Below are 24,944 nucleotides of genomic sequence, written 5' to 3' on the forward strand. Positions count from 1 at the left end.
GCTCAGCCGCGGCTCAGCAGGAGCGCGGCGACGTCGTCGGCCAGCTCCTCGCCGTTGAGGCGGCGGGCGTCGGCGAGGACGTCGTCGAGGAGCCGCTCGCCCTCGGCCCCGGAGGTCAGCGCCGCGTCGACCAGCCGGAGCATCCCCTCCTGCCCCAGCCGCTCGCGGGTGTCGGCCGCGACCCGGCCCTCGATGAGGCCGTCGGTGTACATCATCAGACTCCAGGCACCGCCCAGCTCGACGCCGGTGCGCGCCCAGCGTGCCCGGGGCAGCAGCCCGAGCGCGGGCCCGGCGGCGTCCTCGGGCAGCAGGCGCGGGGCCGTGCCGGGCCGGGCCAGCAGCGGCGCCGGGTGCCCGGCCAGGCAGACGCCCGCCCGACGCCCGTCGGGCGCGATGTCGACCATGCACAGCGTCGCGAAGATCTCCTCGCTGCGCCGCTCGTGCTCCAGCACCTGCTGGAGCGTGGCGAGGAGCCGGTCCCCGCAGAGCCCGGCCAGGATCAGCGCGCGCCACGCGATGCGCAGTTCCACGCCGAGGGCCGCCTCGTCGGGGCCGTGGCCGCAGACGTCGCCGATCATGGCGTGCACGGTGCCGTCAGAGGTGCGGACGGTGTCGTAGAAGTCGCCGCCGAGCAGCGCGCGGGAGCGTCCGGGCCGGTAGCGGGCGGCGAAGCGGAGGGAGCTGCCGTCCAGCAGCGGAGTGGGCAGCAGGCCGCGCTCCAGACGGGCGTTCTCCTGCGCGCGCAGACGCGATTCGGTGAGCTGCCGCTGGGCCCGGTCGGCCTGTTTGCGCTCGACGGCGTAGCGGATGGCCCGGCCGAGGAGCCGGGCGTCGAGTTCGTCGCGGTAGAGGTAGTCCTGGGCGCCGATGCGGACGGCCTCGACGGCGCGCTCGGCGTCGTCCTCCCCGGTCAGCACGAGCACCGCGTGGCCGGGGGCGAGCCGCAGCACCTCCCGGAGCAGGTCGAGGTCGAACTGGGCCAGGTCGAGGAGGATGCAGTGGACGTCGTTGCTGAACAGCCGCTCGGCCTCGGTGAGGTTCCGGGCCGTGCGCACCCGGACGCGGGCGCCGCGGCCGTCGGTCAGCTCGGGCAGCGGCGGGGAACCGGCCGGGTCGGCGTCGATGACGAGCAGCGTCTCGGCGTGCCGGGGCGGACCGGCCTGGGCGGGCACCGAGGGGGGCGGCGCCGTCGCGGCCTGTGACGCGTCGGCCGGTGCCGTCCCGGCGGGTGCTCGGCCGGGGGAACGGCCGGCGGATCCGGCTCCCTCGCCCACGGATACGGGCTTCACGACGTCCTCTTCCCTCCCCCCGAGGGCTTGCCACGGCATCCGGCAGGGATGCCGCAGGCGAGACTAACGGGCGCGCCGCCCGGTGCGGAACGTTTCGGTCCGCCGGGGCTGCCGGTATGCCCGGAATCACAGCGAAAGTGCCGACCCGGCGCGTGCCTCGCGCCCCGCCGACGCCGACCCGCCTGCGGCCTCAGGCGTCCGGGCGGACCACACCGAGGATCGGCAGCGCGCCGGCGCCCTCGACGCGGATCTGACGGCCGGTGCGCGGCGCGTGCACCATGTCGCCGTCCCCGATGTACAGACCGACGTGGCTGGCGTCCTCCTTGTAGATGATGAGGTCGCCCGGCCGCATGTCCGTGATGTCCACGCGGGTGAGCTGCCGCCACTGCTCCTGCGAGGTGCGCGGCACCGTGACGCCGGCGGCCTCCCAGGCGCGCAGGGTGAGCCCCGAGCAGTCGAACGTCTCCGGGCCCTCGGCTCCCCACTCGTAGTCCTTGCCGATCTGGGCCAGGGCGAAGGCGATGGCCTTCTTCCCGCGCTTCCCGGCCTCGCCGTCGATCTCCTCCAGAACGCCGGTTCTCAGCCACCGCAGCTGCCGGGCGTGGGCGGTCCGCTCCTCCAGCTCCTTCAGCCGGGCGCGTTCCTCGGCGGCCAGCGAGGACTCCAGCTTCTGCGCCTTCTCCAGCTTCGCCTCGACCTCGCGCTTGGCCGTGCCGCGCTCCTTGCGGGTCTTCTCCAGCGCGGTGTGGCGCTCGGCGGCCGCCTCACGGTCGTCCTCCAGGCTCGCGCCGAGCCGGCCCAGGTCCGTCATGACGCCGGACGTGGCGCGCTGACCCTTGCGCAGGAGCCCGAGGGAGCGCAGGAACTCCTCCGGGTCCTCGGCCAGGGCGAGCCGGGTGCTCGCGGGGAGGCCGCCGCTGCGGTACTGGGCCCTGGCCATGGCCCCCGCGCGGTCGCGGAGCTCCTTGAGGGCGCTCTTGTTGCGTTTGACGCGCCGGTTGGCGGCCGTCAGCGCGCGCTCCTGGCGCTCGGCCCGCTCGACGGCGGCGTTGTAGGCGTCGGTCGCCGAGCCGGCCTCGCCGTGCAGCTCCTCGATGCGCTTGCGGACCTTCTCCAGCTCGCCGTCCACACCCTCGGCCTTTGGACCCTCGCCGTCCGCACCCTCGGCCTCCGTCGGCTCCGTCCGGGACGGCGACGGCTCGGACGAGGGCGACGGCTCGGGCGTCGGCGTCGGCCGGTGCGCGACGGCCGGCGGCGGCAGGGCCGCGTGAGCCGTCGCCGCCGTAAGGCCCCCCGTCACCGTGAGCACGCTCAGCGCGCAGGCGATGACGACTCCCCTGTTCACCACGGATCGTCCCCTCCCCGACGGCCCCAGCGGGCGGAGCCGGCATCCCACTGACGAACGCGGGCGCCGACCGGTTCCCCCGGACCGGCCCCGTCCTCCGCGACGTCACCGTGTCACGCTCCGGCCACGCGCGGAATACAGGACGAACACGGACACCACCCTGACGGTCGAGGTTCACCCTCCGTTCACTCTCGACGGTCGGGCGCTTCACCTGTCCTGCCTAATTTCAGCCGTACGGAGCGCGCCACCTGGCGAAGTGGAAGGTGGCCTCCACTAGCTGAGCACGTAGAGACAAGCCCGTACCCCATCGCTTGCCGCACCCCCACCGGCGGGCTCAGGAAGGAACTGAACCGAAGTGAAGCTTCAGCGCACGAACCGGCTTCGCGCCCTGACCGTCGGCGCTCTGGCAGTCACCAGTGCTCTGGTCCTGACCGCCTGTGGCTCGGACGACAACACCGCGCAGGGTGGCGACAGCCCCTCCAAGGCAGACGCCGGCGGCATCGCGTGCAAGGGCGAGGGCAGCAACCTGCTGGCGTCGGGGTCCAGCGCGCAGAAGAACGCCGTGGACGCCTGGGTGCAGGCGTACCAGGAGGCGTGCACGAGCACGAAGGTGAACTACAACCCCACCGGCTCCGGCGCGGGCATCCAGGAGTTCCTGCAGGGCAAGACCGCCTTCGCGGGCTCCGACTCCGCCCTCAAGCCCGACGAGGTGGAGGCGTCCAAGCAGGTCTGCAAGGACGGCGGCAAGGCCATCAACCTGCCGATGGTCGGTGGCCCGGTCGCCATCGGCTACAACCTGTCCGGCGTCGAGGACCTCGTCCTGGACGCGGAGACGCTGGCCAAGATCTTCGACTCGAAGATCTCCCAGTGGGACGACGAGGCGATCCAGGAGCTGAACCCGGACGCCGACCTGCCGTCCACCAAGATCCAGGCCTTCCACCGCTCGGACGAGTCGGGCACCACCGACAACTTCACGACCTACCTCAAGGACGCCGCCCCCGACGCCTGGAAGTACGAGCCCGCCAAGGCGTGGGCCGCGAAGGGCGGACAGTCGGCGAACGGCTCCGCCGGTGTCGCGACCAACGTGAAGCAGACGGACGGCGCCATCGGCTACTTCGAGCTGTCCTACGCCACGGGCAACGAGATCCCGACCGTGCAGCTCGACACCGGTGCGGGTGAGCCCGTCGAGGCCACCGTCGAGAACTCCTCGAACGGTATCGCCGCGGGCAAGATCGTCGGTACGGACGGCGACCTGGCCATGGAGCTCGACTACACGACGAAGGAGGCGGGCGCCTACCCGATCATCCTCGTCACCTACGAGATCGCCTGCGACTCGGGCAACGACCCCGAGACGCTGGAGGCCATGAAGTCCTTCCTCACCTACGCCGCGAGCGAGGACGGCCAGAACCAGCTCGCCGAGATCGGCTACGCCCCGATCCCGGACGAGGTGATCACCAAGGTCCGCGAGAAGGTCTCGACCCTCTCCTGACCCGCAGCCGGTGCGGTCCTCGCCCATGGGACCGCACCGGCATCCGGCGTTCACCGGCCACCGCGCCGGGGAACCCGGACCGACTGTCCGCCCCGCACACCAACCCTTCCGGTGCACCGCCGCCAGGGACCGGCCGCGCCGAACGGCCGGACCCGCACCAGACCGGAGAAACCCATGGACATGACGAAGACCGTCGCTCCCCCACCCCAGGCGGAGCTACCGCCCGAGGCCCCCAAGGGCTCCTCGGGCACGAAGGGCAGCGCCACCCACCGGGGTGACCGCATATTCTCGGGGCTCACCAAGGGCTCCGGCATCACCCTGCTGGTGATCATGGCCGCCATCGCGGCCTTCCTCGCCTGGCGCTCGATTAACGCGCTCTCCGTCAACGAGGGCAACTTCTTCACCACGTTCGACTGGAACGCCAACGCCGACCCGCCGGTCTTCGGCATCGCCGTCCTGGCCTTCGGCACGGTCGTCAGCTCCGTCATCGCCATGGCGCTCGCCGTGCCCGTCGCCGTCGGGATCGCGCTGTTCATCTCCCACTACGCGCCGCGCAAGCTGGCCTCGCCGCTGGCCTACCTCATCGACCTGCTGGCCGCCGTCCCCTCGATCGTGTACGGCCTGTGGGGCGCCCTGTTCCTGGTGCCGCACCTCAGCGGCCTCTACTTCTGGCTGGACGACTACTTCGGCTGGACGGGCGTCTTCGCCTACGACGGCGGCGCCGCACGGTCGCTGTTCACCGTCGGCATCGTGCTGGCCATCATGATCCTGCCGATCGTCACCAACGTCTCCCGCGAGGTCTTCCTCCAGGTGCCGCGCATGCACGAGGAGGCCGCGCTGGCGCTGGGCGCCACCCGGTGGGAGGTCATCCGGATGTCCGTCCTGCCCTTCGGCCGCTCCGGCGTCATCAGCGCCTCGATGCTGGGCCTCGGACGTGCGCTCGGCGAGACGATGGCCGTCGCCACCGTCCTTTCCCCCAGCTTCCTGATCAACCCGAGCCTGCTGAACCCGGGCGGCGGCACCTTCGCCCAGAACATCGCCGCGGGCTTCAACGAGGCCGGCGACGTCGGCCGGGACGCGCTCATCGCCTCCGGCCTGGTGCTGTTCGTCATCACCCTGCTGGTGAACGGCGGCGCCCGCCTGATCATCGCTCGCCGCAAGGAGTACTCGGGGGCCAACGCATGAGCCACGCCGTCATGGACCAGCGTCCCCAGGACGCGGCGGGCCCGCGCCCCGCCACCCTCCGGCAGGCCCGGCTGCCGCGCTGGACGCCACTGGGCATCGCCCTCGGTTCGGCCGCCGTCGCCATCGCGACCGGCGTCCTCGCCGACCTGCAGAGCCGCGCGCAGTGGGGCCTGATCGCCGCCCTGCTCTTCGTCGCGACGACGTTCGTGCTGACCACCGCGGTCGAAGGCGTCCGGCAGGCCAAGGACCGGCTCGCCACCAGCCTCGTGTGGGTCTGCTTCCTCGCCGCCGTCGTCCCGCTGGCCTCGCTGGTGTGGGAGACCGTCGCGCGCGGTGCGGAGATGTTCGACCTGTACTTCCTCACGCACTCCATGAGCGGGCTGCGCGACCTGCAGCCCGGCGGCGGTGTCTACCACTCGCTGATCGGCACGCTGCAGCAGGTGGGGCTCGCCACGCTCATCGCGGCGCCCCTCGGCCTGCTCACGGCGGTCTACCTGGTCGAGTACGGCAAGGGGAGGCTCGCCAAGGCCGTGACGTTCTTCGTCGACGTCATGACCGGCATCCCCTCGATCGTCGCGGGTCTGTTCGTCCTGTCCTTCTGGATCATCCTGCTGGACTTCGGCTACTCGGGCTGGGCCGGCGCCATGGCGTTGGCCATCCTGATGATGCCGATCGTCGTGCGGTCCACCGAGGAGATGCTGAAGCTCGTCCCCAACGAGTTGCGCGAGGCGTCCCTCGCCCTCGGCGTCCCGAAGTGGCGGACCATTCTCAAGGTGGTGCTGCCGACGTCGATCGGGGGTATCACCACCGGTGTGATGCTCGCGGTCGCCCGCATCGCGGGTGAGACGGCTCCGATCATGCTGCTCGTGTTCGGTGCCTCGTCGATCAACAACAACCCCTTCGAAGGCCCGCAGGACTCGCTGCCGTACTTCATCTGGACGCAGTTCAAGGCCGGCAACCAGTACGCGTACGACCGCGCCTGGACCGCCGCCCTCGTGCTCATCGCCCTCGTGATGCTGCTGAACCTGCTGGCCCGGGGCATCGCCCGCTGGAAGGCCCCGAAGGCCGGCCACTGACGCCCCCGGCCGCCACCGAACCCGACGAACGCCGGCGCCGCACCCGCACGCGGACGTACTGAGAAATGAAGTGATCTCCATGGCCAAGCGCATCGACGTCAGCGGCCTCACCGCCTTCTACGGCTCCCACAAGGCCATCGAGGATATCTCGATGACCGTCGAACCCCGCTCCGTGACGGCCTTCATCGGCCCCTCCGGCTGCGGCAAGTCCACCTTCCTCCGCACCCTCAACCGCATGCACGAGGTGACGCCCGGCGGGCGCGTCGAGGGCAAGGTCATGCTGGACGACGAGTCCCTGTACGGCCCCGGGGTCGACCCGGTCGCCGTCCGCCGGACGATCGGCATGGTCTTCCAGCGGCCGAACCCCTTCCCGACGATGTCGATCTACGACAACGTCGCGGCCGGCCTGCGGCTGAACGGCAAGTACCGCAAGGCCCAGCTCGACGAGGTCGTCGAGAAGTCGCTGCGCGGCGCCAACCTGTGGAACGAGGTCAAGGACCGGCTGAACAAGCCCGGCTCCGGTCTCTCCGGCGGTCAGCAGCAGCGCCTGTGCATCGCCCGCGCCATCGCCGTCGAGCCGCAGGTGCTGCTCATGGACGAGCCCTGCTCGGCGCTCGACCCGATCTCGACCATCGCCATCGAGGACCTGATCGGGGAGCTCAAGGAGCAGTACACGATCGTCATCGTCACGCACAACATGCAGCAGGCCGCCCGCGTCTCCGACCGCACCGCGTTCTTCAACCTCGCGGCGATCGGTCAGCCCGGCAAGCTCATCGAGATCGACGACACCGAGCGCATCTTCTCCAACCCCTCGGTGCAGGCCACCGAGGACTACATCTCCGGCCGCTTCGGCTGACCGGACGTCTGCGGTGCTGCATGGCGGTGCCACCGCAGAACGATGGCCCGCCCGCATCCCCGTCCAGGGGCGGGCGGGCCCACCCATGTCCACGGCCGCGCGCGGCGGCGGGTACGGGCCGAAGCCGAAGCAGAAGCCGAGGCGGGACGCCGAACGCCGGACGCCGGACGCCCGGGCGCGGCGTCAGCCGAAGGCGAGCCAGCCGAGGCCGTAGCTCAGCGCGGCGACCGAAGCCGCCGCCGGCATGGTGATGAACCACCCGGCGACGATGTTCTTCGCGACCCCCCACCGGACGGCCTTGACCCGCTTCGTCGCTCCCACGCCCATGATCGCGGAGGTGATGATGTGGGTCGTGGAGATCGGCGCCTGGAAGATGTAGGCCGTCGCGTACATGACCGACGAGGCCGTGGTCTCGGCCGCGAAGCCCTGCGGCGGGTCGAGGTCGATGATGCGGCGGCCGAGGGTGCGCATGATCCGCCAGCCGCCGGCGTACGTACCGAGCGAGAGCATCACGGCCGAGGCGATCTTGACCCACACCGGGATCGGCTCGCCCTCGTCCTCCACACCGGCGATGACCAGCGCCATCACCACGATGCCCATCGTCTTCTGGGCGTCCTGGAGGCCGTGGCCGAGCGCCATGCCGGCCGCCGAGACGGTCTGGGCGATCCGGAAGCCGCGCTGGGCCCGCTGCGGGTTCGAGCGCCGGAACATCCACAGGATCGCCGACATCACCAGGTACCCGAGCCCGAGCCCCACCAGCGGGGAGAGGAACATCGGAATGACGATCTTCTCCAGCACACCGTCCCAGTAGACGGCCGTGGAACCGGCCAGCGCGGCCCCCACCAGCCCGCCGAACAACGCGTGCGAGGACGACGAGGGCAGGCCGAAGTACCAGGTGATCATGTTCCAGGTGATCGCCCCGACGAGCGCGGCGAAGAGGATGAGCATCCCGTTGCCGCCGGTCGGCGTCTCGATCAGGCCCTCACTGACCGTCTTGGCGATGCCGCTGCCCATGAAGGCACCGGCCAGGTTCATGACCGCCGCCATCAGCAGGGCGACGCGGGGCGTCAGCGCCCGGGTGGAGATCGACGTCGCGATGGCGTTGGCCGAGTCGTGGAACCCGTTGGTGTAGGTGAAGAAGAGCGCGACGCCGATGACGACGAGCAGCGAGAACGTGTCCACGACCGGTCAGGACTCCTTGACCGCGATGGTCTCCACCGTGTTCGCGACGTGTTCGAACGCGTCGGCGGCCTCTTCGAGGACGTCCACGATCTGCTTCAGCTTCAGCACCTCGATGGCGTCGTACTTGCCGTTGAAGAGGTGGGCGAGGAGCTTGCGGTGGATCTGGTCGGCCTGGTTCTCCAGGCGGTTGACCTCGATCCAGTACTCCGTCAGGTTCTCCATGGTGCGCAGGTGGGGCATGGCCTCGGCGGTGAGCTCGGCCGCCCGGGCGAGCACCTCGATCTGCTGCTCGACGCCCTTGGGCAGTTCCTCGATCTGGTAGAGGACGACCAGGTCGACGGCCTCCTCCATGAAGTCCATGATGTCGTCGAGCGAGGAGGCCAGCCGGTAGATGTCCTCGCGGTCGAACGGTGTGATGAAGGAGGAGTTGAGTTGGTGGAAGATCGCGTGCGTGGCGTCGTCGCCGGCGTGCTCGGCGGCCCTCATGCGCTCGGCGATGTCGCTCCGCGCGGACGCTTCCGCCCCGAGCAGTTCCATGAGGAGCTTCGAACCGGTCACGATGTTGTCCGCTGACGCGGCGAACATGTCGTAGAAGCTCGTCTCCCTGGGGGTCAGACGAAAGCGCACTGGGGGTCCTCGGGTGTGCTCGGGCGACAGTCTCGTTGATGCTAGGCGCATCATCCGGCCACGGCGAACCGGCGTTCACCAGTGTCGCCCATGGACCGGCAGCGGTAGAACCGGGGGCGAAGCGGGATGCGGCACACCGTCGCGGACCCAGGGTGAAAATCGGTACAATATACCCAGCCGGGGTATAACCCCCGAAGAAGCACGAGGGAGACACACATGACCACCGTCGAGCCCACACCCGTCGCACCGCCGGTGCCCGCCGACGCCGCGCCGGGCACCGGCCCGCACGGCTACACCCAGCAGAAGGAGGCCCACCTCAAGCGCCTGCGCCGCATCGAGGGCCAGATTCGGGGGCTCCAGCGGATGGTCGACGAGGACGTCTACTGCATCGACATCCTCACGCAGGTCTCCGCCTCCACGAAAGCCCTCCAGTCCTTCGCGCTCCAACTGCTCGAGGAGCACCTGCGGCACTGCGTCGCGGCCGCGGCCCAGGACGGCGGCCAGGAGATGGACGCCAAGGTGGCCGAAGCCACCGCCGCCATCGCCCGCCTGATGCGCACCTGAACCGGACGAAGCACGTCTTCCCGGCATTCCTCCCCGACTCGCCCCGTCTCGAGACCTGGCTGAAAACATGCGGTGCCGCCTCAGCCGCCCTCACGTTCCGGACCGCTTCGCCGCCCCGTTCCCAGTACCTCGTCGATGCGGTCCGCGCTGAGCCGCTCCTCCGGCTCGGCGGACGCCGCGATGATGAGCTCGCCGTACAACTCGATCTCGGCGAGCGCCTCCCGGTCCTGGACCACCGACTCCCTCGGCATCCGCGACCACCTCCCTGCCCATGGGCCACGAACGGCCGCTCCCGCGCATGCCGCGAGGGCCCGGCCGCTCACCCGCAACGCCTCAGAGTAGGGCGATCCCCACCGCCCCCGCATGACACATCCGGACTAGGACACCCGGACGTGGAGCCCCCCGGACACGCTTCCGCAGCGACGGGCCCGAACAGCACCCGAACAGCGTGCCCGGCCGCCGGGGTCGGTCCGTTCGCGGGCCGTGACGCGGGGCGTGGTGTGGGCGCCCGCGCTCAGGGACGCGGCAGCGCCGTGGCGATCCGCCCGGTGTAGACGTCCGCCGCGGGCGGCAGCTCCACCCCGACCGGCTCGCCGAACCCGTACAGCTCGACCGTGGAGACGACCGTCTCCTCCGCCCCGAAGACGAACGTGTGCCGCACGCGGCGCACCCGCCCCTCCTCGTCGAGATGCACCTCGAAGGGCACCGCCCGCTGGGAGAACCCTTTCGCCGCCGCGTCCAGCTGGGCCCGCGACCCCGGGGACGCCTCCCCGGCCGCCGCCCGCACGTCCGCCGTGCCGCGGAACCGGCGCACCCGCTCCCCGTCCAGCTCGCGCGTCCCCTCGTACCGCACCGAGCTGACGCCCCGGAGCAGCTCCGCCGCGACGAGCGGGTCCGTCACCCCGTTCGCGACCAGGTTCCCGTCCGGCAGCTGTGCCGGATCGACCCGCACCCACTTGTCCGACGGGACACCGGCGCCCCGGTGTTTCATGTAGAGGGAGCCACGCGCGAGCACCTCGGTGACGGGCCGCCGGTGGTCGTCCGGCATCGTCACCTCGATCCGGCCCAGATGGCGGGCGAAGTCGAAACCGCCCACGCCGCTGATCGTCAGCCGCGTGCCGCCGCTGCGCAGTTCCATCTCCGTACGCACCCTCGACGTGCCGGCCCGCGCCAGCACGTCGGCCGCGCCCCGCACCGCGGCCCGGGCGCCGTTCTTCGCCGCCGGCTCCGACACCGCCACCGTGCGGCTCGAGCAGCCGGTACCCACGACGGCCGTCAGTACGATCGTCAGCGCGCCGACCGCGGCCTTCCGCCTGTCCATCGCAACCAGACCCCCAACGGACCGTCTTTGGACTCGCACCGCTTAACGAAGGTCGGGGGCAGCCGTCACGCCCCGGTAGCGTGGTGCCGTGCCCGACGAGCGAGTACCCGCCGCCTCCCCCGAGCAACACCTCACCGACATACGGGAACACGGTTCCTTCGTCAGCGCCCACTGCTGCTGCGGCTGGCGCGGGCCGGCCCGGCGGGCGCGGGCCCGCGCCCAGGCCGACGCGACGGCGCACGAGCCCCTGGTCTAGGGCCTGTCTGCGTGCCGGTCTCAGGCCGCCAGGTCACGGCTGTGGGCGAGAGGGTACTGCTCGTCCGTCTCGTCCCCCCGCTCGGCGCGCCCTCCGGGCGGCGCCTCGACCAGCCGACCGACGCGCGGGGACGCGGCCACGGCCCGCGTCAACGGGGTGAGCAGGGCGAGCGCCAGCGGCGCGAGCAGCAGGACGACGGCCGTACCGAGGGCGAGGCCGCCGACGACGTCCGTCGGGTAGTGCACAGCGGTGTAGACGCGGCAGAAGCCCTGGAAGAGGGCGAGCAGGATGGCCAGCACGCCCAGGCGCCGGTTGACGAGGAAGATACCGACCGCCAGCGCCATCACCAGGGCCGAGTGGTCGCTGACGAACGACAGCCCGTCCTTCCCGGCGACGAGCACGTTCAACCCCTCGTGGTCCACGAAGGGTCTCGGGCGGGCCACGAGCTCACGGATCGGGTAGTTCACCAGATAGGCGACGCAGGCCCCCAACGGCGCCCACATCAGCCCCGCGACGGCCGTCACGGCGTCCGGCCGGCGCCGCGCCGTCCACCACGCCCAGAGGCCGAGCAGCATGATCCCCAGGATGACGCCGTACTCACTGGCGAAACCGAGCGCCGAGTTTCCCCAGTCGGGGACGCTATCCGACCAGCCGTTGACGCGGTAGAGGAGCTCTACGTCAGGGCTGTCCCAGTCAGACATGGCGCCACGGCCTTTCCATCGCTGTCACTCACGTCGTTCGTCCTGCGTCGTCACCCAGCCCCCGCGACTCGGACAACCCGGTCCCGGACAGGAAACGCCGCGGCAGCGCCCGACGTTCCGCCATCCACCGAACGATCACGTCCACGTTATCGAAGGGTGATCGGCCGATGCGGAGGGCCGCCTTCCCTCACCGAGCGTAAAGGTGCCGCCTGCGCGCCGCGCGCTCAGCCCGTCGGCCGGGTGGCGCCGAAGTAGTCGGGGGTGTCGATCGGGTCGAAGCGGATCACGGCGCCGGTGTAGGGGGCGTCGATCATGTACCCACCGCCGACGTAGATCCCGACGTGGTGGATCGACCGGGGATCGTCGAGATCGTGCGCGAAGAACACCAGATCGCCCGGCAGCAACTCGTCCCGGGCCGGGTGCGGACCGGCCGTCCACTGGTCGTTGGCCACCCGGGGCAGCTCGATGCCCACCGACGCGTACGCGGCCTTGGTGAGCCCCGAGCAGTCGAACCGGCCGTCGTCCTCCGGGGTGCCGTCCCCGCCCCACAGATAGGGCGTGCCCAGCTTCTCCTGCGCGTAGTGGATGGCCCCCGCCGCCTGCCGGGACGGGGAGAGCCGCTCCTGCGTGGCGGCGAAGCTCTGCTCCATCTTCCGGATGACCGAGACGTAGTTCTGCGTCTCCCGGTAGGGCGGCACACCGCCGTACTTGATGACGGCGTAGGGGCCCGCGTTGTAGGCGGCCAGCATGTTCGCCGTGGGATCGCCCGGAACGTCGCGCACGTTGCGCGCGAGGGCGCAGTCGTAGGAGGCCGCCGACGGGATGGCGTCCTCCGGGTCCCACACGTCCGCCCGACCGTCCCCGTTGGCGTCCAGTCCGTGCACGGCCCACGTACCGGGGATGAACTGGGCTATGCCCTGCGCCGCGGCCGGTGACTGCGCACTCGGGTTCCAGCCGCTCTCCTGGTACAGCTGGGCGGCGAGCAGCGGCGGGCTGATGGCGTCACACAGGTTGCCCCACTTCTGCACCAGCTTCTCGTACTGCGCGGGCACCGAACCCTGCGCGAGGGCCACCGACCGGCCGCCCCCCACACCGAACTGGGCCGCCGACACGAACGTGCCCACGACCAGCAGCGCCAGGAAGCACACACCCAGGCCGACACCGCACGTCGCCACCACCCAAGCCTTCCGCACCCCCCAACCATCCCATTCCATGGCAGAATTCGAGAAGGGCCACCCACCCGATGACCGACAACCCCTCCTGTGGCGGTGAGTTCACATGTTCATGGCGGCAGAAGAAGGCGACATCACCACCATCATCGGCGGAATCGCTCCCGACTGGGGCCCGTTCGGCTCGCTGGGCACCGAGGCACGCATCATGATCGAGGTCGTGATGGCCGTCGCGATCCTCATCTGCCTCGGGATCGCCATCTGGGGAGCGGCCAAGCAGCGGATCGGCGCGACGGCGCTGCGCGACACGTTCAGCGCGGAACAGGGCAAGGGCCTGATCGTCGCGGGACTCACCGGCGTCTTCATCATCGGTTCGCTGGGAACGCTCTTCACGATCGTCTACGGTATGGCTGTCTAGCCGTACGGGCGGATTTCGACGCTTCTGCGGCTTCTTCTCTCGGAGTTGTTCGGAGCGTTCGTGCACATCGTCCACCCCAGCCTGGACTCCTACCTCATCGCCCACAGCCGCCCCGCCGCCGACGACGTCCTGCGCGACCTCGCCGAGGAGACCCGCCGGGCCCTCCCCGACCTCGTCTCGATGCAGATCACCCAGGACGAGGGCGCCTTCCTCACGATGCTGACGCAACTGACCGGCGCCCGGCTGGCCGTCGAGGTCGGCACGTTCACCGGCTACTCGTCCCTCTGCATCGCCCGGGGGCTGGCGGAGGGCGGCACCCTCGTGGCCTGCGACGTCAGCGACGAGTGGACGTCCATCGCGCGCCGGTACTGGCGTCGCGCGGGCCTGGAGGACCGCATCGACCTCCGCCTGGGCCCGGCCGTCGAGACACTGCGCGCCATGCCCCGGGAGGAGGCGGTCGACTTCGCGTTCATCGACGCCGACAAGACCGGCTACCCCGCCTACTACGAGGAACTGGTGACGCGACTGCGCCCCGGTGGCCTCATCGTCCTCGACAACGTCCTCCAGGGAGGCCGCGTCGTCGACGAGGCCGAACAGGGCGAGTCGGTGAGGGCCGTGCGCGCCGTCAACGCCACCATCGCCGCGGACGAGCGGGTGGGCTGCGCGATGCTGCCGCTGCGGGACGGCGTCACGGTGGTCCGGAAGCGGTAGCCGCCGGGCGAGGGCCTCCGGACAGGCCGGTCGTCGTCCACACCGCTCGACCCGCCATTCTGTCCACAGGCTGTGGACAGAGCTTGACCGCGGGACCTGCGCTGTTCCCCACGTCTCACTTTGCTGTCACATCGTCACACTCCGCCCGTGGACAGAACTCCCCAGCTACCTTCGAGTGAGGGGACAATAAGCGGAAGGCGGTTGACGGTTGAGGGCAACGGGTCGAGGGGCAGGCGTTCCATGAGCATCGGCGACGAGGGCTACGACGACGAGCGGACGTACGCGGAGCCCCGGCGAGCGGGCACCCGCATCCGGCTGCCCGAGGGCGAGACCGCCGACGCGGGCAGAGGCCCCGTCGTACGCCCCGGGCGCAGCCTGCTGATGATCGTCGGCGTCGTGGTCCTGCTCATCGCCGCCATCGCGTTCGCCGTCCGGGGTGGCGACGACACCGCCGCACCCGACGCCAAGGGCCCCGACGCCCGCGCCACCGCTCCCTCGGGCGTCGACCCCGTCGAAGCGGGCACCGGCGTCCCCTCGGGCTTCCCCCGCACCGAACAGGGCGCCCAAAGCGCCGCCGCGAACTATCTGGTCGCTCTCACGGGCGACGGGATGTATGTCGCCCGCACCCGGACGGACATCGTCGACACCGTGTTCGCCCCCGACATCGCCGCTGACCGCCGTGCCTCACTCGACGCCATCTACAGCGATCCGGAGTTCCTGGAACGCATCGGGCTCCAGGAGGACGGAGCTGCGCCGGCGGGAAGCACTTTTGTGTCGCGCGCCAACCCCATCGGCACGGATGTCGTGAACTACGACGAGGCCGAGGGGACAGCGACCGTAGCCGTCTGGTACGTGACGCTCTTCGGGCTCAGCGGCGAGGAATCCCGCAATCCGGTCACGGAGGCGTGGTACACGAACACCTTCAAACTCCGTTGGGCGGACGATGACTGGAAAGTGATCGACTTCGACCAGCAGGACGGTCCGACGCCGGTCGGACGTGATCAACGTGCCTCCTCCGCCGAGGAGATGGCCGAGGCTCAGAATCGGTTCGGAGGGTTCACCTATGCGCGGTAAGCAAACGGCTGACCGACCAGGGCGTCCGCAACTCCGGATCCCGGCACTCCTGTCCGCTGCGCTGGGCAGCCAAGCCGTGGTTCTCGGGGCAGCCGCCCCGGCGCTGGCGGACCCGACACCTCCTGCAGAGGAACCCGAAGCCAGCCCCAGCCCGGACTCGAGCAACGACCCCTGTGACCTCGTACGAGGAACGGCTCGAGAGTACTGCGAAGGCGAACGCGGTGGCGGCAGCGGCGGTGGGGGTGATGGCGGCGGGACGCCGGAGGCACTCGAGAGCCTCGACCCCCTGACCTCCCTCGCCAACGGCTGCGCCGAGGCCGCCGCGTGGATCGTGGGCAAGCTCTCCGAAGCCGTCGAGGCCACGGCCGACGTCGACTTCACCAACGCCGCCTTCCTGCGTCAGTACGCCGTCGTGTTCGCGGCGTCCACCATCCTCACACTCATCCTGTGGCTGCTCGCCATCACCAAGCGCGCCGTGCGCGGAGTGCCGCTGACGACCGCCGTCTCCGAGGCCGTCGGTTTCCTCTGGCTCGTCGTGCTGGCCTCCGCCTTCACCCCGCTGATCCTCTACACGCTCGTCTCGGCGACGGACGCCGTCACGGACGTCATAGCGTCCGGCACGGGTTCCCAGACGGACGCCTTCTTCGGCACGTTCGCCGAGGCACTGCGCTCGGGCGAGGACATCGGCGGCGGGCCCATCATGCTCATCGTCGTCTCCCTCGTCTCCGTCCTCGCAGCCGGCGTGCTGTGGCTGGAGCTCGTGATCCGCGCCGCTCTGCTGTACGTGGGCGCCCTGCTCGGCGTCGTCGTGTACTCCGGGCTCGTCGACAAGAACATGTGGGGCCACGTCCGGCGCTGGGCCGGCATCATGATCGCGGTCATCCTGGTGAAACCGGTCATCGTGATCGTGCTCGGCCTGGCCGGCGCACTCGCCTCCGACGACGGCCCGAACGCCATGGGAGCGATCGTCTCCGGCCTCGCCATCATCCTGCTGGCCATCTTCGCCTCGGCGATGATCTACCGCTTCGTTCCCGGCTTCGGCGACGACATCGTGCGGCACCGCAACGCGTCCGCCGATCCGGCCTCCCGGAAGGCCGTCGCCGCCGTCTCCACCCCGGCCGCCATGTTGCGGCAGGGCATCAGTACGCACAGCGCCCGTGGCGGCGCCTCCGGGGGAGCCACCCAGAGCGGTGGCGGCGCGGCGGCCCGACCGGCCAACTCCGTCTCCGGGGGTGTCGCCGCGCACAGCACGCGCACGGCGGCGCCTCCGCCGCAACGCGCCACCCCGCGCGCCGCTCCCCCCAGTTCGACCGACCGCACCGGAGGTGACCGCAGGTGACGACGCCCCACACCGTCGCGCCGCGCCGCACGTACACCATCGGGCGCGCCCGACCGAACGCCCTGATCGGCAAGGACCGTGAAACGGGCGAGATCGCGCTCATCGTCGTCGGCGCGTTCCTCGGGATGATGAGCGGTCTGCTCGTCCCGTTGCTGTCCCTGCGCATCGTGCTGCTCGCGGGCTTCCCCATGCTGGCCCTGGCCGCCGTCTACGTCCCCTACCGGGGGCGGACGTTCTTCCGGTGGATCGAGATCGACCGTTCCTACCGTCGGCTCCTGCGCCGGGGCGGAACGTACCGGTCCGCCGCACCGGAAGCCGGCATCCGCCTGGACGGGCACGAGACGGAGATCGGCTCGCCGCCCGGCGTCGGCCGCATCACCTGGCTCGCCGCCCCGTTCGGCCCCGACGAGATCGCCGTGCTCCTGCACGCCGACCGCCGGACGGTCACCGCGGCCATCGAGATCGAGGGGCCGGGCGTCGGGCTGCGGGACAGCGAGGACCAGGAGGCCCTCGTCGACCGCTTCGGCACTCTGCTCAAGCACGTGGCCAACGGCGACGGATACGTGACCCGGCTGCAGATGCTGGCCCGTACCCTGCCCGCCGACCCGGACGCCCACGCCAAGGACGTCGCCCAGCGCGGGGACGACCGGGCCCCGCACTGGCTGCGGTCCTCCTACGACCACCTGCAGTCCATGGTGTCGACCTCCAGCGAACAACACCGGGCCTACCTCGTGGCGTGCATGCACCACGGACGGGAACTGGCCGCCGAGGCCGTGACCATCGCCAAGGCCAACCGCGCCGGAGGGCGCAGGCTGTCACGCGACGAGGGCCTGGCCATCGTCATGACGCGTGAGCTGACCGACATCTGCGCCCGGCTCGCCGAGGCCGACATCCGGGTCCGGCAGCCCCTCGGCCAGGCCCGCCTCGCCTCGCTCATCCACGCCTCCTACGACCCCGACCACCCGATCGACCACATCCAGGCCATGACGCGGCGCAACGCCTGGCCCGCCGAGCTCGACGCGACGGAGTCGGGATACCTCCAGGCCAAGACACGCGAGTCGGCGACACGCGAGCCCTGGTGCCACGCGACGGCCTGGGTGAAGGAGTGGCCGATGACGCCGGTCGGCGTCAACTTCCTCGCTCCGCTGCTGGTCCACACGCCGGACGTGATCCGCACCGTCGCCGTCTGCATGGACCTGGAGCCGACGGAGCTCGCCATCGAGCGCATGCTGACCGAGAAGACGAACGACTCGGCGGAGGCGAGCCGTCAGGCCAAGATGAACCGCACGGTGGACCCGCGCGACATCGCCGCCCACGGCCGCGTCGACCAGCGCGGGGAGGACCTGGCCAGCGGGGCCGCCGGCGTCAACCTCGTCGGGTACATCACCGTCTCCTCCCGTTCACCGGAGTCGCTCGCCCGCGACAAGCGGACCATCCGGGCCGCTGCGGGCAAGAGCTACCTGAAACTGGAGTGGTGCGACCGCGAGCACCACAGGGCCTTCGTCAACACCCTGCCCTTCGCCACCGGGATCCGCCGATGAGGAGGCTCCGCCCACGGCCCACCGACGCCCTGCCACCGCCCCACGTTCCCGCGTCGGCGGGCGGGCCCCGGCCGGCTCCCGGCGCCGTGACGACCGTCAGAGAAGTGATGAGGAGGCGCAGCCCCCATGGCCGCGTTTGACCTGCTCTCCACCGTGACCGATGCCTTCACCAGCTTCCTCTTCGGCAGAACGGAGACGACGCGGTTGCCCGTCCGCACCTCGACGGGTCAGGCGCAGGCCGTCTACCTCCCCACCGCCGCACCCGGGCTGGGCGACTCGGGCGTCATCATCGGCCGTGAGGTGTACAGCGGCAAGGGCTACATCTACGACCCGTTCCAGCTCTACGGCCAGCAGCTCCCGGCCCCGCACTGGCTGGTGCTGGGTGAGTCCGGCAACGGCAAGTCGGCGCTGGAGAAGACGTACGTGCTGCGGCAGCTGCGTTTCCGGGACCGCCAGGTCGTCGTGCTCGACGCCCAGGGCGAGGACGGCGTCGGCGAGTGGAACCTCATCGCGGAAGAGCTGGGCATCACCCCCGTCCGCCTCGACCCGACGGCCGCCCTCGACCAGGGAATCCGCCTCAACCCGCTGGACCCGGCCATCACGACGACCGGCCAGCTCGCCCTCCTGCGCACCATCATCGAAGTGGCACTGGGCCACGGGCTCGACGAGCGAGCCGGGTTCGCGCTCAAGGTGGCGCACTCCTACGTCAACGCCACCGTCGCCGACCGGCAGCCCGTACTGATCGACATCGTCGAGCAGCTCCGCCACCCCGAGCCCGAGTCGGCACACGCGATGAACGTCGCGCTTGAGGACGTCCGCGCCTGGGGCCTGGACGTCGCCCTCGTGCTGGACCGCCTCGTGGACGGCGACCTGCGCGGCATGTTCGACGGCCCCACGACCGTCGGTATCGATCTCGACGCGCCGCTGACCGTTTTCGACCTGTCCCACATCGACCGCAACTCGATCGCCATGCCGATCCTCATGGCCATCGTCGGAGTCTGGCTCGAACACACGTGGATCAGGCCGGACCGCAAGAAGCGCATCTTCCTGGTGGAGGAAGCGTGGCACATCATCAACAGCCCCTTCGTCGCGCAGCTCTTCCAGCGGCTGCTGAAGTTCGGACGTCGACTCGGCCTGTCGTTCGTGGCCGTCGTCCACCACCTGTCGGACGTCGTGGACGGCGCTGCGGCCCGCGAGGCGGCGGCGATCCTGAAGATGGCCTCGACCCGGACCGTCTACGCACAGAAGGCCGATGAGGCCCGCGCCACCGGTCAGGTGCTCGGCCTGCCGCGCTGGGCGGTGGAGATCATCCCGACCCTGTCCCCGGGTATCGCCGTATGGGACGTCAACGGCAACGTCCAGGTGGTCAAGCACCTCATCACCGAGGCCGAACGCCCCCTCGTCTTCACCGACCGCGCGATGACCGAAGCCTCCACTCGGGACGAGGAGGACGCGGAGCCGGGCTCCGGTCAGGGAGGCATGGGCGACCTGGATCACGCGCTGGAACAGGAGGCGGAATCCCGGGCGAGCCGCTTCGACCGGCTCAGCCGGGTGGATGGGACGGTGGCCTGACGTGCCCGGCTACGCCGGCCCGGTCGGTCCGGCCGGGCCGGGCCGCAAGCCCGGCGGTGGTGTTCCGGACGGTCTCCTGATCGGCCTGCTCGCGCTGCTGCTGTCCGTCACCGTACTGGCTTGGACGGCGCTCGGGCTGGCCGGGCTGCTCACACACGGGGCCTGGCCGGAGCGCGTCTCCTTCCCCAGGACCCCACTGGCCCTGCGCGCCCTCGTCACCGACCCCGCGGACCTGGCCGCCGCCTGGCCCGAGGCCGACCCGGCGGCCCTGCCCGGGCCCGGTCTCTTCTGGGGTCTGCTGATCAGCGAGATCATGGTCCTGTCCGTCCTGACGCTCGCCGCGTTGATGTCCCTGGCCCGTCGAAAGGCACGACGTCGCGCCCGCCGGCTCGCGCGGGATGCGGCGCGGCACGACCGTGGGGTACCGGTTCCGGAGAGCTCTCTTCCGACGCGTCGGCACGAGGAAGCGCCCGCCTCGCACCTCCCCGTACAGGAGCCGACACCGCCAGCAGGGGTTCTCACCGGGCACGCAGCATCCCCTCGGTCCACAGCCCTCTCGGCCCCGGGGGCCGACACCGCGCACGCGGCGACGCACCCGCAAGGCCCGGGCGCTCCCTCCGCGGTCCTCCTACGCAGGAACGCCGACCCTGCCGAAGCACTCGCCGCGGCCGAGGGCCCTGCCGTCGTGGTGACCGCCGACCCACGCCTGTGGGCCGACACGGTCGGGGCGCGCGGCAAACTCGGCCCCACGCTCGTCTACGACCCCTCGCATGTCACGGACGCCCCCGTCCGGTTGCGCTGGGCACCCCAAGAGGGCTGCTCCGACCCCGTCGTCGCCCGTCGGCGGGCCGCCGCCCTCCTCACTCCGGTACGGAGCCCGGCCTCGGGGGACGTGGCCGTCCATCACGCCGCCGAAACGCTGCTGCGCTGCTGTCTGCACGCCGCCGACGTCTCCGGCAAGCCCTTCAGGTCGGTGCACCGCTGGGCCACCGGGACGTCCACCGCAGACGCTGTGCGCGTGCTCCGTCGGCACCCGGAGGCGGCTTCGGGAGCTGCGGGAGAACTCGAAGCCACCTTGACCGGCCATGCGGAACGGCGTGACCTGGCCCATGCGTTGATCGGCCGAGCCCTGGCGGCACTGCGTCAGGTGCAGGTGCGGAACGCCTGCGCCGGTTCGCGCAACGATTCCGTCGTGCTGGAATCCTTCGGGGCGCAAGTGGGCACGCTCTACATCGTGGGCGCGGACGTCGAGGCCCCCCGCCGCGATGTCGGGATCGTACCGCTCGTCACAGCGCTCACCGCTAGCGTGGTCGAGCACGGCCGGCGCATGGCCGCACGGTCATCCTCCGGTCGGCTCGACCCACCAATGTCCGTCATTTTGGACAACCCGGCGGCCGTCGTCCCACTCGCAGACCTCCCGGCCCTGCTCACCGACGGCGAGGAACTGGGCATCCACACCCTGGCCTATCTGCGCTCCGCCGCCCAGGCCCGTGCCTCCTGGCCGCAACTCGCGCAGAGCCACCTGGCTCGTATCAACGCGTCATCCTGACCATCGCCGGGAGTCGACACGGTCAGAAAAGCGGGTCCCCGGGAAGCTCAACGGCCTGACGGATCCAGCTCTCCAGTAGTTCCTCGTCGAGCACATCGTCCTCGTGAATGTCGAGGTACCGCACCTGATCGTGTTTGGATGCACCCGGCGGGCGAGGGTCCAGGGAGGAGCCGTTCAGCCAGGTGACCTTCACGTACCGCGTGAAGCAGTGGAAGCTGAGGAACCAGCCGTCGCCCTCAACGCCGTAGAACGGCGAGTTCCAGCGCACGGCTTTGCGCACGTCGGGGACCGTGCGCACGACGAGCGCGTCCAGGCGCCTCCCCACGTCCCGCTTCCAGCCCGGCATCGCGTCGAGGTAGGCCTGCACGGCCGCAGGGCCGTCACCCTTCGGGATCTGCGGGTTGCCGCCGGACAGCAGTCGCGGCTCATGAGGGGGCGGTTGCACCATGCTTCTCACCATAGGGCCCCAACACGCTCTTGCGCGGCCATGACGGCCGGAGTCCGTAGCCTGGCGGCATGGAGAACGGGATCAACCGCCTGGAAGACGGCTGGGACATCCGCTCGATGCGTGGGATTGGCATCGGCGAGGTGATCATCGGCAGCGTCCTGCGACTGCACGCCGGTTCGAACCAGGTAGAGGTCCACAGTCCCGCCAAGCTGACAACGGACAGCGAGTCCTTGCTCTTCCATGCCTCCGCACGGATCAACCTCGACCGACTTCCGCAGTTGATCGATCAGGTAGTCGCTGAGGTCCACGCAGCTGATTCGGGCAGCCTGCGAGTGCGCTTCGCCAGCGGGTGGCGCTTGAACGTACCCGTTTCTTCCAGTGCCTTCGGCTGGATCATCGGCCTGCGAGGCAGCTACTTCATCAGTTCGCTACCCGGTGGCGGCGTGAGAATGCCCAACCGGCCACAGGCTTGAGCGCCAGCTCAGACGACCCCCGTTTTCTTGAGTCATCCTCCAGCAGATGAGGCTGCAGGCAAGGCAGACCAGTGCGTCGTGCAGGTCGAGGCGTCCCCCCGGTGGGATGCCGTCTACCAGGACGAGAGTCAGGGTGACGTCGTTGACGTTGGCGGCAGTGATGATGACTTTGAGCGGGGTGCCACGTCCGTCGCAGATCAGGTGCTGCTTACTGCCCGTTTCCCTGCAACCGACCGGATACGGCCCGGCGTCCGGAAAACCTGCTGCCGTACCACGCGGAAAAGCCCCGTTGGACCAGGTCCAACGGGGCTTCCCCACACAATTTGTTCGGCGGCGTCCTACTCTCCCACACACTCCCGCATGCAGTACCATCGGCGCTGAAAGGCTTAGCTTCCGGGTTCGGAATGTAACCGGGCGTTCCCCTAACGCTATAACCACCGAAACACTATGAAACACACAACCGGAAACCCCACACCCCCATTTAGCAGGGGAGCGGGCTTCGACAGTTTGCTGTCTCAGAACCTACACAGTGGACGCAAGCAACTATGGACAAGCCCTCGGCCTATTAGTACCGGTCAACTCCACCTATTACTAGGCTTCCATATCCGGCCTATCAACCCGGTCGTCTACCGGGAGCCTTAACCCATCACGTGGGTGGGAGCCCTCATCTCGAAGCAGGCTTCCCGCTTAGATGCTTTCAGCGGTTATCCTTTCCGAACGTAGCCAACCAGCCATGCCCTTGGCAGAACAACTGGCACACCAGAGGTCCGTCCGTCCCGGTCCTCTCGTACTAGGGACAGCCCTTCTCAAGACTCCTACGCGCACAGCGGATAGGGACCGAACTGTCTCACGACGTTCTAAACCCAGCTCGCGTACCGCTTTAATGGGCGAACAGCCCAACCCTTGGGACCGACTCCAGCCCCAGGATGCGACGAGCCGACATCGAGGTGCCAAACCATCCCGTCGATATGGACTCTTGGGGAAGATCAGCCTGTTATCCCCGGGGTACCTTTTATCCGTTGAGCGACGGCGCTTCCACAAGCCACCGCCGGATCACTAGTCCCGACTTTCGTCCCTGCTCGACCCGTCAGTCTCACAGTCAAGCTCCCTTGTGCACTTACACTCACCACCTGATGACCAACCAGGCTGAGGGAACCTTTGGGCGCCTCCGTTACTCTTTAGGAGGCAACCGCCCCAGTTAAACTACCCACCAGACACTGTCCCTGATCCGGATCACGGACCCAGGTTAGACATCCAGCACGACCAGAGTGGTATTTCAACAACGACTCCACCACCACTAGCGTGATGACTTCACAGTCTCCCACCTATCCTACACAAGCCGAACCGAACACCAATATCAAGCTATAGTAAAGGTCCCGGGGTCTTTCCGTCCTGCTGCGCGAAACGAGCATCTTTACTCGTACTGCAATTTCACCGGGCCTATGGTTGAGACAGTCAAGAAGTCGTTACGCCATTCGTGCAGGTCGGAACTTACCCGACAAGGAATTTCGCTACCTTAGGATGGTTATAGTTACCACCGCCGTTTACTGGCGCTTAAGTTCTCAGCTTCGCCCTGTCGAAACAGAGCTAACCGGTCCCCTTAACGTTCCAGCACCGGGCAGGCGTCAGTCCGTATACATCGCCTTACGGCTTCGCACGGACCTGTGTTTTTAGTAAACAGTCGCTTCTCGCTGGTCTCTGCGGCCACCCCCAGCTCAGAGTGCAAGACTCATCACCAGAAGAGGCCCCCCTTCTCCCGAAGTTACGGGGGCATTTTGCCGAGTTCCTTAACCATAGTTCACCCGAACGCCTCGGTATTCTCTACCTGACCACCTGAGTCGGTTTAGGGTACGGGCCGCCGTACAACTCGCTAGAGGCTTTTCTCGACAGCATAGGATCATCCACTTCACCACAACGGCTCGGCATCAGGTCTCACCCTCATGAGAGACGGATTTGCCTATCTCTCGGGCTACACCCTTACCCCGGGACAACCACCGCCCGGGCTGGACTACCTTCCTGCGTCACCCCATCACTCACCTACTACCCCCTCGGGTCAGCGGCTCCACCACACCCACACAGTTCAAAGAACTGCACAGGGGGCTTCACGGCCTTAGCATCAGAAGATTCAGTGTTGGACGCTCTACAGCGGGTACCGGAATATCAACCGGTTATCCATCGACTACGCCTGTCGGCCTCGCCTTAGGCCCCGACTTACCCTGGGCAGATCAGCTTGACCCAGGAACCCTTAGTCAATCGGCGCAAGAGTTTCCCACTCTTGTATCGCTACTCATGCCTGCATTCTCACTCGTGAACCGTCCACAACTACCTTCCAGTGCTGCTTCACCCGGCACACGACGCTCCCCTACCCACCCCAGCCGGCGTTAGCCGTCATGCTGGAGTGACACGACTTCGGCGGTGTACTTGAGCCCCGCTACATTATCGGCGCGGAATCACTTGACCAGTGAGCTATTACGCACTCTTTCAAGGATGGCTGCTTCTAAGCCAACCTCCTGGTTGTCTCTGCGACTCCACATCCTTTCCCACTTAGCACACGCTTAGGGGCCTTAGTCGATGCTCTGGGCTGTTTCCCTCTCGACCGTGGAGCTTATCCCCCACAGTCTCACTGCCGTGCTCTCACTTACCGGCATTCGGAGTTTGGCTAAGGTCAGTAACCCGGTAAGGCCCATCGCCTATCCAGTGCTCTACCTCCGGCAAGAAACACACGACGCTGCACCTAAATGCATTTCGGGGAGAACCAG

At 69.2% G+C, this 24,944-nt stretch carries 24 protein-coding genes and 2 rRNA genes (1 of these 26 cut by a window edge); 14 read left to right on the forward strand and 12 right to left on the reverse strand.

The annotated features are described in order from the left end of the window. Positions 1–2: 2 nt before the first annotated feature. Together V6D49_RS11530 and V6D49_RS11535 are read right to left on the reverse strand one after the other, a co-directional pair. Positions 3–1,328, reverse strand: a complete 1,326-nt coding sequence (locus V6D49_RS11530) for a SpoIIE family protein phosphatase (RefSeq protein WP_445330505.1) — start codon at positions 1,326–1,328, stop codon at positions 3–5. A 151-nt stretch (positions 1,329–1,479) separates the two neighbouring features. Then, entirely contained in the window at positions 1,480–2,637 is a 1,158-nt protein-coding gene (locus V6D49_RS11535) for a C40 family peptidase (protein WP_340559327.1), read from the reverse strand. 352 nt (positions 2,638–2,989) lie between these two features. On the opposite strand from V6D49_RS11535, the gene pstS reads away from it, so the two are divergent. From pstS to pstB, 4 genes are all read left to right on the forward strand, one after another. Next, positions 2,990–4,123: a phosphate ABC transporter substrate-binding protein PstS gene (gene pstS, locus V6D49_RS11540; RefSeq protein ID WP_340559329.1), complete on the forward strand. Its 1,134-nt coding sequence runs from the start codon at positions 2,990–2,992 to the stop codon at positions 4,121–4,123. 174 nt (positions 4,124–4,297) lie between these two features. Beyond that, the gene (pstC, locus tag V6D49_RS11545) at positions 4,298–5,308 is read left to right on the forward strand and encodes a phosphate ABC transporter permease subunit PstC (RefSeq protein ID WP_445330506.1); all 1,011 of its coding nucleotides are present in this window, start codon (positions 4,298–4,300) and stop codon (positions 5,306–5,308) included. Then, entirely contained in the window at positions 5,305–6,384 is a 1,080-nt protein-coding gene (gene pstA, locus V6D49_RS11550; RefSeq protein ID WP_340559331.1) for a phosphate ABC transporter permease PstA, read from the forward strand. Before pstC ends, pstA begins: the two co-directional genes overlap by 4 nt. Before the next feature lie 79 nt (positions 6,385–6,463). Next, positions 6,464–7,240: a phosphate ABC transporter ATP-binding protein PstB gene (gene pstB / locus V6D49_RS11555; RefSeq protein WP_191212034.1), complete on the forward strand. Its 777-nt coding sequence runs from the start codon at positions 6,464–6,466 to the stop codon at positions 7,238–7,240. Between the two features lie 183 nt (positions 7,241–7,423). Here the strand turns inward: pstB and V6D49_RS11560 are convergent, their stop codons facing one another. Together V6D49_RS11560 and V6D49_RS11565 are read right to left on the reverse strand one after the other, a co-directional pair. Continuing rightward, complete coding sequence (locus V6D49_RS11560; RefSeq protein ID WP_340559333.1) at positions 7,424–8,422, reverse strand: inorganic phosphate transporter; 999 nt, start codon at positions 8,420–8,422, stop codon at positions 7,424–7,426. A gap of 6 nt (positions 8,423–8,428) precedes the next feature. Beyond that, complete coding sequence (locus V6D49_RS11565; protein ID WP_191212036.1) at positions 8,429–9,049, reverse strand: DUF47 domain-containing protein; 621 nt, start codon at positions 9,047–9,049, stop codon at positions 8,429–8,431. 216 nt (positions 9,050–9,265) lie between these two features. Between V6D49_RS11565 and V6D49_RS11570 the strand changes: the two genes are divergently transcribed. Then, on the forward strand, positions 9,266–9,613 hold the full coding sequence (locus V6D49_RS11570; RefSeq protein WP_340559335.1) for a metal-sensitive transcriptional regulator: 348 nt from the start codon (positions 9,266–9,268) through the stop codon (positions 9,611–9,613). Positions 9,614–9,693: 80 nt separating this feature from the next. On the opposite strand, the gene V6D49_RS11575 is transcribed toward V6D49_RS11570, so the two are convergent. Beyond that, positions 9,694–9,864 (reverse strand): hypothetical protein, encoded by a 171-nt coding sequence (locus tag V6D49_RS11575; protein ID WP_191212037.1) that lies wholly within the window; start codon positions 9,862–9,864, stop codon positions 9,694–9,696. A 263-nt stretch (positions 9,865–10,127) separates the two neighbouring features. Continuing rightward, complete coding sequence (locus V6D49_RS11580) at positions 10,128–10,934, reverse strand: hypothetical protein (protein ID WP_340559337.1); 807 nt, start codon at positions 10,932–10,934, stop codon at positions 10,128–10,130. 88 nt (positions 10,935–11,022) lie between these two features. Between V6D49_RS11580 and V6D49_RS11585 the strand changes: the two genes are divergently transcribed. Continuing rightward, positions 11,023–11,190, forward strand: a complete 168-nt coding sequence (locus tag V6D49_RS11585) for a hypothetical protein (protein WP_340559339.1) — start codon at positions 11,023–11,025, stop codon at positions 11,188–11,190. 20 nt (positions 11,191–11,210) lie between these two features. On the opposite strand, the gene V6D49_RS11590 is transcribed toward V6D49_RS11585, so the two are convergent. Both V6D49_RS11590 and V6D49_RS11595 read right to left on the reverse strand, forming a co-directional pair. After that, complete coding sequence (locus V6D49_RS11590) at positions 11,211–11,891, reverse strand: phosphatase PAP2 family protein (RefSeq protein WP_340559341.1); 681 nt, start codon at positions 11,889–11,891, stop codon at positions 11,211–11,213. A gap of 224 nt (positions 11,892–12,115) precedes the next feature. Then, the gene (locus V6D49_RS11595) at positions 12,116–13,084 is read right to left on the reverse strand and encodes a C40 family peptidase (RefSeq protein WP_340559345.1); all 969 of its coding nucleotides are present in this window, start codon (positions 13,082–13,084) and stop codon (positions 12,116–12,118) included. 85 nt (positions 13,085–13,169) lie between these two features. Here V6D49_RS11595 and V6D49_RS11600 point away from each other — a divergent pair, with 85 nt between their 5' ends. The 7 genes from V6D49_RS11600 to V6D49_RS11630 all read left to right on the forward strand — a co-directional run bounded on the left by V6D49_RS11600 (position 13,170) and on the right by V6D49_RS11630 (position 21,264). After that, complete coding sequence (locus V6D49_RS11600; protein WP_340559347.1) at positions 13,170–13,478, forward strand: hypothetical protein; 309 nt, start codon at positions 13,170–13,172, stop codon at positions 13,476–13,478. A gap of 60 nt (positions 13,479–13,538) precedes the next feature. Beyond that, positions 13,539–14,189 (forward strand): O-methyltransferase, encoded by a 651-nt coding sequence (locus V6D49_RS11605; protein WP_340559349.1) that lies wholly within the window; start codon positions 13,539–13,541, stop codon positions 14,187–14,189. Positions 14,190–14,429: 240 nt separating this feature from the next. Further along, positions 14,430–15,263 carry a hypothetical protein gene (locus V6D49_RS11610; RefSeq protein ID WP_340559351.1) on the forward strand — a complete coding sequence of 278 codons (834 nt, stop codon included), beginning with the start codon at positions 14,430–14,432 and terminating at the stop codon, positions 15,261–15,263. Then, positions 15,253–16,602: a hypothetical protein gene (locus V6D49_RS11615; protein WP_340559353.1), complete on the forward strand. Its 1,350-nt coding sequence runs from the start codon at positions 15,253–15,255 to the stop codon at positions 16,600–16,602. Before V6D49_RS11610 ends, V6D49_RS11615 begins: the two co-directional genes overlap by 11 nt. Next, complete coding sequence (locus tag V6D49_RS11620; protein WP_340559355.1) at positions 16,599–18,143, forward strand: SCO6880 family protein; 1,545 nt, start codon at positions 16,599–16,601, stop codon at positions 18,141–18,143. Before V6D49_RS11615 ends, V6D49_RS11620 begins: the two co-directional genes overlap by 4 nt. A gap of 126 nt (positions 18,144–18,269) precedes the next feature. Further along, on the forward strand, positions 18,270–19,715 hold the full coding sequence (locus V6D49_RS11625; protein WP_340559357.1) for an ATP-binding protein: 1,446 nt from the start codon (positions 18,270–18,272) through the stop codon (positions 19,713–19,715). Between the two features lies 1 nt (position 19,716). Then, positions 19,717–21,264 (forward strand): type VI secretion protein, encoded by a 1,548-nt coding sequence (locus V6D49_RS11630; protein WP_340559359.1) that lies wholly within the window; start codon positions 19,717–19,719, stop codon positions 21,262–21,264. Positions 21,265–21,286: 22 nt separating this feature from the next. Here the strand turns inward: V6D49_RS11630 and V6D49_RS11635 are convergent, their stop codons facing one another. Beyond that, positions 21,287–21,712 (reverse strand): DUF1801 domain-containing protein, encoded by a 426-nt coding sequence (locus tag V6D49_RS11635; RefSeq protein WP_340559361.1) that lies wholly within the window; start codon positions 21,710–21,712, stop codon positions 21,287–21,289. A gap of 68 nt (positions 21,713–21,780) precedes the next feature. On the opposite strand from V6D49_RS11635, the gene V6D49_RS11640 reads away from it, so the two are divergent. Then, positions 21,781–22,185, forward strand: a complete 405-nt coding sequence (locus V6D49_RS11640; protein WP_340559363.1) for a DUF6188 family protein — start codon at positions 21,781–21,783, stop codon at positions 22,183–22,185. Here the strand turns inward: V6D49_RS11640 and V6D49_RS26220 are convergent. From V6D49_RS26220 to V6D49_RS11655, 3 genes are all read right to left on the reverse strand, one after another. Then, a complete protein-coding gene (locus V6D49_RS26220) occupies positions 22,141–22,503 on the reverse strand; it encodes a transposase (RefSeq protein ID WP_445330507.1) in 363 nt (120 codons plus the stop codon). The genes V6D49_RS11640 and V6D49_RS26220 overlap by 45 nt on opposite strands. Positions 22,504–22,510: 7 nt before the next feature. Continuing rightward, positions 22,511–22,627 (reverse strand): 5S ribosomal RNA (gene rrf / locus V6D49_RS11650). 103 nt (positions 22,628–22,730) lie between these two features. Beyond that, a 23S ribosomal RNA gene (locus tag V6D49_RS11655) occupies positions 22,731–24,944 on the reverse strand (it continues 912 nt past the right edge of the window).

Origin of the sequence: Streptomyces sp. GSL17-111 (assembly GCF_037911585.1) — a bacterium.
GTDB lineage: Bacteria > Actinomycetota > Actinomycetes > Streptomycetales > Streptomycetaceae > Streptomyces.